The sequence below is a fragment of the Lacticaseibacillus pantheris DSM 15945 = JCM 12539 = NBRC 106106 genome (assembly GCF_001591865.1).
Taxonomy (GTDB): domain Bacteria; phylum Bacillota; class Bacilli; order Lactobacillales; family Lactobacillaceae; genus Lacticaseibacillus; species Lacticaseibacillus pantheris.
This window is the reverse complement of record NZ_BCVS01000119.1, coordinates 1-6871: the sequence shown is the minus strand read 5'-3', so window position 1 is coordinate 6871 and position 6871 is coordinate 1. Positions and strand designations below refer to the sequence as shown.

The following is a 6871-nucleotide window of genomic DNA, read 5'->3' as shown; positions in this document are numbered from 1 at the left end:
ACTAACCCACTAACCCACTAACCCACTAACCCACTAACCCACTAACCCACTAACCCACTAACCCACTAACCCACTAACCCACTAACCCACTAAGACCTAAGGCTGAAATTAACCCAAATTAGCAAACGCGCGTTGACATTGCTAACCCGGGGTTGTATATTATTGTTGTTAGCACTTAGAAAGTATGAGTGCTAATTCCGGAGGTGAGGACATGTTAACGGAACGGGAATTGATGGTACTCAAAGATATCATCAAGTTATACACCGAAACGGGTCAGCCCGTGGGCAGTAAAACGCTCATGACGTCGCTACCGATTCGCGTCAGTTCGGCAACCATTCGCAACGACATGGCCGCGCTGGAGGATGCCGGGTTGATTCGCAAAACGCATAGCAGTTCGGGTCGTGTGCCCAGTTCGGCTGGTTATCGTTACTATCTCGATAACATGCTGACACCGGCCCGGGTTCCCGAGCAGGAGATGCAAACCATTCGTCAGTCCTTCGGGAACGACTTTGGTCGCATCGATGAAATCATCGAGCAATCGGCACGGATTCTGTCCAACCTGACTAGTTACACTGCCATTACACTGGGGCCCGAGGTGGCTAACCTGACCCTTGAAGGCTTCAGGCTAGTGCCGCTAGGTAACCACCAGGTGATGGCCATCATCGTAGCTAGTGACGGTAGCGTACAGAACCAAGTGTTTACTTTGCCCCGTGAGTTGGATTCGGATCAGGTGGAGAAAGCTATTCGGATTATCAACGACCAGTTGGTAGGCCAGAGCCTCACCACCGTCGCGCAAAAGTTGCGGACCGACGTACCGGCCATCTTGATGCAACAGTTACAAACACCCAAGGGATTCCTAGATGCGTTTGGCGACGTGTTGCAAAAGGCGGTCAGCGAACGTTTCTACGTTGGCGGTCGGCTAAACCTCATGGACTACTTTGGGTCCGACAACCTGGGTGAGCTCAAGCAAATCTACCGTTTAATTGACCGGCAAGACGAGTTAAACCAGTTGTTGGACGCGAACACCGATGGTTCTGGTCAACGACCAATCTCGGTGCGCCTGGGTTCGGAGTTGTCGGAACAGTCGCTCCGCAATTTAAGTCTGATCACCGCGCGCTATTCGGTTAACGACCACGGCCAGGGGATGATTGCCATCCTGGGGCCAAAGTCGATGCCGTACTCCAAGATGATCGGTTTGCTCGAGGCGTTCAGAACGGAATTAGCATCACGCTTAACTAACTACTATGACCACCACTAGGGTGGGTTTGGAAAGGAGCACCACAATGTCCAAAAAGGAAGGGCAACAGCCCGAATCAGGTGCTGACGTTGCGGACGACAATTTGCAACGTTCAGCGGAAGACTTGGAGCATTTGATTGATGCCGATAGTCCCGAAGCGGAGGCAACTAAGCAGTTGCAGGCCGAACGGGACGAGCTTGAGGATAATTACCTGCGCGCTGCGGCGGAAATCAAGAACATGAGCTCCCGCTTCAAGAAGGAGCGCGAACAGCTCGCCCGCTACGACGGACAAAAGGTCATCACGGCAATTTTGCCGTCACTGGATAACCTTGAACGTGCCCTGGCGACGGAGGTTTCCGACCCCGCCGCCGAGCAGCTGAAGCAGGGGGTATCCATGGTGGCCAATCACCTGCAGCAGGCGCTCAAAGAAGCGGGTGTCAGCGAAGTAGAGGCTGCCGGGGCCACCTTTGACCCCACCATCCATCAGGCAGTGCAGACCGTCCCCGCGGACGACGAGCATCCGGCTGATACGGTGGCGCAGGTTCTGCAGAAGGGCTACCGCTTGCACGACCGGATTCTGCGTCCCGCCATGGTAGTTGTTGCTAAATAAATCAGTTAATCAAATTTAAGGAGTAAATCAATATGGCTAAAATTATTGGTATTGACTTGGGTACTACAAACAGTGCCGTCGCCGTTCTTGAAGGTGGCGAGCCAAAGATTATCACCAACCCAGAAGGCAACCGGACGACACCGTCCGTTGTTTCCTTTAAGGATGGTGAAATTCAGGTCGGTGAAGTGGCTAAGCGTCAGGCTATCACGAACCCAGACACGATTATTTCCATCAAGCGTCACATGGGTGAAGCCGGCTACAAGGTAACCGTTGGCGACAAGACCTACACGCCGCAGGAAATTTCGGCCATGATTTTGCAGTACATTAAGAAGTTCGCTGAAGACTACTTGGGCGAAGACGTCACTGAGGCCGTTATTACCGTCCCAGCGTACTTCAACGACAGCCAGCGGCAGGCAACTAAGGATGCCGGTAAGATTGCTGGTTTGGACGTTAAGCGGATTGTCAACGAACCAACTGCTTCCGCTTTGGCATACGGTTTGGACAAAGGTGATGCCGACGAAAAGGTGCTGGTTTACGACCTTGGTGGTGGTACCTTTGATGTTTCCATCCTGCAATTAGGTGACGGTGTCTTCGAAGTGCTGTCCACGAACGGTGATACCCACCTTGGTGGTGATGACTTTGATAACAAGATCATCGACTGGATGGTTGAAGGCTTCAAGGCTGACAATGGCGTTGACCTGTCCAAGGACAAGATGGCCATGCAACGGTTGAAGGACGCGGCTGAAAAGGCGAAGAAGGACCTGTCTGGTGTTTCTCAGACCCAGATTTCCTTGCCGTTTATTTCCGCTGGCGCTAACGGCCCACTGCACTTGGAAAAGACCTTGACCCGGGCACAGTTTGACCAAATGACTGCTGACCTGGTTGAGAAGACCCGCGTACCCGTTGAGAACGCACTGAAGGATGCCGGCCTCTCCAATGGTGACATTGACAAGGTTATCCTGAATGGTGGTTCTACCCGTATTCCTGCGGTTCAGGACGCCGTTAAGAGCTGGACTGGCAAGGAACCTGACCACTCCATCAACCCTGATGAAGCCGTTGCTTTGGGTGCCGCTATCCAGGGTGGTGTTATCTCCGGTGACGTGAAGGACGTCGTACTGCTTGACGTTACGCCACTTTCCCTGGGGATTGAAACCATGGGTGGTGTCTTCACTAAGCTGATCGACCGCAACACGACTATCCCTACCAGCAAGTCCCAGGTATTTAGTACCGCTGCTGATAACCAGTCTGCCGTTGATATCCACGTGCTGCAGGGTGAACGCCCAATGGCCGCTGACAACAAGACTTTGGGTCGCTTCCAGTTGGCAGATATCCCGGCCGCACCACGTGGCGTGCCACAAATCGAAGTTAAGTTCGACATCGATAAGAACGGTATCGTCCAGGTTTCCGCTAAGGATATGGGTACCGGCAAGTCCCAGAACATCACGATTAAGAGTTCGTCAGGCCTGTCCGACGACGAAATTGACCGGATGGTGAAGGAAGCCGAGGCCAACGCCGACGCCGACAAGAAGCGCAAAGACGAAGTTGACCTCAAGAACGAAGTTGACCAACTCTTGTTCCAGACCGACAAGACGTTGAAGGACGTTAAGGGTAAGGTTGATGACGCTGACATCAAGAAGGCCGAAGACGCTCGTGATGAGCTGAAGAAGGCCCAGGAACAGAATGATGTTGACGCCATGAAGGACAAGAAGGACGCCCTGAACAAGATTGTCCAAGACATGACCGTGAAGTTGTACCAGCAGGCTCAAGAGGCCCAGTCTGGTGCTGCGGGCGCAGACAGTGCAGCTGGCAGTGATGCTGGTAGCAGTGCTGACGGTGCCAACGGCAAGGACGATGACACCATCAACGGTGAATACACCGATACTAATGACGGTGACAAGAAGTAATATTCCTAGCAAACGGGCCAAGGCCGCTCATGGCGGGCCTTGGCCTTTTGCTATGGAGCTACCTGTGGTAAATTAAGTAGGTATGTATTACAACAATTTGAAAACCCGATTTTGGGGAGGTCATGATGGCTGATAAAGATTACTACGAGACTTTAGGTGTTAGCCGGGACGCGAGCGAGGACGAAATTCGTAAGGCGTACCGCAAGATGTCTAAGAAGTACCACCCAGATATCAACCACGAACCAGGCGCGGAAGAAAAGTTCAAGGAAATCAACGAAGCGTACTCCGTGCTGTCCGACCCGCAGAAGAAGGCCGCCTTTGATCAGTACGGCAGTGCCGATGGTCCGCAGGGATTTGGTGGCGGTGCTGGCGGTCAAACGTACAGTGGCTTCGACGGCGGTGGCTTCGGTGGTTTCGACGACATTTTCAGCTCCTTCTTTGGTGGTGGCGCGCAGGGTGCTGGTACTCAGGCGCGTCAACGCCGGGGTGCCGACCTGCAGTACCGGATGGACCTCAAGTTTGAGGAGGCTGTCTTTGGCAAGACCGACAATATTAGTTACAACCGTCAGGGCCGTTGTCACGTCTGCAAGGGTACGGGGGCCAAAGATGGCGCGCAACCGCAGACCTGTAGCAAGTGTCACGGTGCCGGTTACATCACGGTAACGCGGCAGACCATGCTCGGCACGATGCAGTCCCGCGAAACCTGTGACGTCTGTGGCGGTACTGGTAAGGAAATCAAGGACAAGTGTACTAACTGTCGTGGTACTGGTGTGGAACAGGAGCGTCACAGTATCGACGTGAAGGTGCCTGCTGGTGTTGACGATGGTCAGCAGATGCGGCTTGATGGTGCTGGGGATGCTGGGCCCAACGGTGCGGCGTTCGGTGACCTGTACGTGGTATTCCGCGTGCAGCCAAGCAAGAAGTACGTGCGTGACGGTGCGGATATCTTGATGAATATGGACATCTCCTTTGCCCAGGCCGCCCTTGGTGACGAAGTGAAGGCGGATACGGTTCATGGACCCGTCCAGTTGAAGGTGCCAGCCGGTACGCAGACGGAGACCAAGATTCGTTTACGTGGCAAAGGCGCACCGCACCTGAACGGCAGTGGTACCGGTGACGAGATTGTTACGGTGAAGATTCGGACGCCAAAGAAACTTAACCAGAAGCAGAAGGACGCATTAATGGCGTACGCCGCGGCTAGTGGCGACAAAGTTGAGCCGCACGAAAGCAGTCTGTTCGACAAAATTCGTGATGCGTTCAATAAGTAAGTAGATTGTGGGCGTGGACAAAGCTAAAAATTTGTTCACGCCCACTTTTTTTCGGCAATTCGGGTAGCGTTTGCACCGGCAATAGTGGTAGTATGAATAGCGAACCACTTACAAAAGATAAGCGAAAAGATTGTGAGGTTAACGCATGACAAAGAAATCAACGCAACGCTACGGTGCGGATATGATCGTGGACAGTTTGGCAAACCATGATGTTAAGTATGTATTTGGTATCCCTGGAGCCAAGATTGACCGGGTGTTTGAACGGTTGGAACATCCAGTTAATCCTAATGCTCCCCAACTCATCGTGGCGCGCCACGAACAAAATGCGGCGTTTATGGCGGCTGCAATCGGTCGGATTACGGGCAAACCAGGGGTAGTACTGACGACGTCGGGCCCTGGTGCGTCGAACTTGGCGACCGGATTGGTAACGGCGACGGCCGAGGGGGACCCGGTACTCGCAATTTCTGGTCAGGTGCAGCGTGGTGACCTCCAGAGGTTGACACATCAAAGCATGCGGAACGCGCCTGTCTTTGAACCCATTACGAAATACTCGGTTGAAGTGCAGGATCCCGAAAACACGAGTGAAACCATTGCGAACGCCTACCGGGCCGCAGCGTCTGGTAAGCAGGGTGCTAGTTTTGTGTCCGTGCCACAGGACGTGACCGACAGTCCCGTCACCACTGCTCCGATTAAGCGGTTAGCGGCCCCGAAACTCGGTCCGGCGTCTTTGAGCGAGATGACCAACCTGGCCCGGGCGATTAAGGAAGCCGAGCTGCCAGTATTACTGGTGGGCATGCGGGCCTCGTCCGCAGACGTGACGCGCGCCATCCGCGATCTGCTGGCAGTGAGCGAACTGCCAGTGGTTGAAACCTTCCAGGGTGCGGGAATTATCAGTCACGAGCAGATCGATAATTTCTTTGGCCGTGTGGGGCTCTTCCGCAATCAGCCTGGGGATGAGTTGCTTCAGCAGAGTGACCTGATCATTACTATTGGCTATGACCCAATTGAATACGAGCCCCGCAACTGGAACGCGGCAGCCGATGCGCGCATCGTCAACATTGATTCATTACCATCCGAGATTGATACGCACTTCCAGCCGGAGACGGAGCTAATTGGAGATATCGCGCAGACTTTGGACTTGTTGATTCCACTGATGCGCGGATACCACGTTACGCCGGGGGCCAAGCACTTTCTGGACCACGAGCAGGAGCGAATTCAGCAACGTGACGAGCCGCCAGCAATCGCGCCTGACGCGACTTTGGCGCACCCACTCAGTATCATTCGTGAGCTCCAGGAACGCGTGAGCGACGATATGACGGTCACTGTCGACGTTGGGACGCATTACATTTGGATGGCCCGGCACTTCCGCAGTTTTGAGCCACGTCACCTACTGTTCAGCAACGGGATGCAGACGTTGGGTGTGGCGTTGCCATGGGGGATTGCGGCGAGCTTGCTGCGGCCGGAGCACAAAGTAGTATCGGTGTCCGGTGACGGTGGTTTCCTATTTTCCGGGCAGGAGTTGGAGACGGCGGTGCGGCTGCACTCAAACTTGGTGCACATCATTTGGAATGATGGCCATTATGACATGGTGAAGTTCCAGGAGGAAATGAAGTACGGGCAGTCGGCGGGGGTCAATTTTGGCCCGGTTGACTTCGTGAAGTACGCGGAGAGTTTTGGCGCAAAGGGGTTGCGTGTGGACCACCCAGCTGATTTGGGGCGGGTGTTAGATGAGGCGTTCGCGACGGATGGCCCGGTTGTGGTTGATATTCCCGTGGATTATAGTGATAGTGAGGAATTGGGTAAGAGTATTTTGGAGGATCAGCTGTATTAGAGAGAGCGGAGCCCCGCGGTT

Annotated in this window: 5 protein-coding genes; all 5 read left to right on the top strand. The window is 53.9% G+C overall.

Annotated features, from left to right (window positions below; genetic code table 11):
- Positions 1-211 precede the first annotated feature (211 nt).
- The 5 genes from hrcA (at position 212) to alsS (ending at position 6850) form a co-directional block, all read left to right on the top strand.
- Positions 212-1258 carry a heat-inducible transcriptional repressor HrcA gene (hrcA, locus tag LPA02S_RS10110; RefSeq protein WP_056956398.1) on the top strand — a complete coding sequence of 349 codons (1047 nt, stop codon included), beginning with the start codon at positions 212-214 and terminating at the stop codon, positions 1256-1258.
- A gap of 25 nt (positions 1259-1283) precedes the next feature.
- Entirely contained in the window at positions 1284-1847 is a 564-nt protein-coding gene (grpE, locus tag LPA02S_RS10105; protein WP_156302070.1) for a nucleotide exchange factor GrpE, read from the top strand.
- A 32-nt stretch (positions 1848-1879) separates the two neighbouring features.
- Positions 1880-3751 (top strand): molecular chaperone DnaK, encoded by a 1872-nt coding sequence (dnaK, locus tag LPA02S_RS10100; protein ID WP_056956397.1) that lies wholly within the window; start codon positions 1880-1882, stop codon positions 3749-3751.
- Between the two features lie 125 nt (positions 3752-3876).
- On the top strand, positions 3877-5019 hold the full coding sequence (gene dnaJ, locus LPA02S_RS10095) for a molecular chaperone DnaJ (RefSeq protein WP_054649817.1): 1143 nt from the start codon (positions 3877-3879) through the stop codon (positions 5017-5019).
- Positions 5020-5164: 145 nt separating this feature from the next.
- Complete coding sequence (gene alsS, locus LPA02S_RS10090) at positions 5165-6850, top strand: acetolactate synthase AlsS (protein WP_054649819.1); 1686 nt, start codon at positions 5165-5167, stop codon at positions 6848-6850.
- Positions 6851-6871 lie beyond the last annotated feature (21 nt).

Bases quoted from the DNA above. Each gene is read 5' to 3' on its own strand.
- hrcA (WP_056956398.1), top strand. From the start codon at position 212: ATGTTAACGGAACGGGAATTGATGGTACTCAAAGATATCATCAAGTTA.
- grpE (WP_156302070.1), top strand. From the start codon at position 1,284: ATGTCCAAAAAGGAAGGGCAACAGCCCGAATCAGGTGCTGACGTTGCG.
- dnaK (WP_056956397.1), top strand. From the start codon at position 1,880: ATGGCTAAAATTATTGGTATTGACTTGGGTACTACAAACAGTGCCGTC.
- dnaJ (WP_054649817.1), top strand. From the start codon at position 3,877: ATGGCTGATAAAGATTACTACGAGACTTTAGGTGTTAGCCGGGACGCG.
- alsS (WP_054649819.1), top strand. From the start codon at position 5,165: ATGACAAAGAAATCAACGCAACGCTACGGTGCGGATATGATCGTGGAC.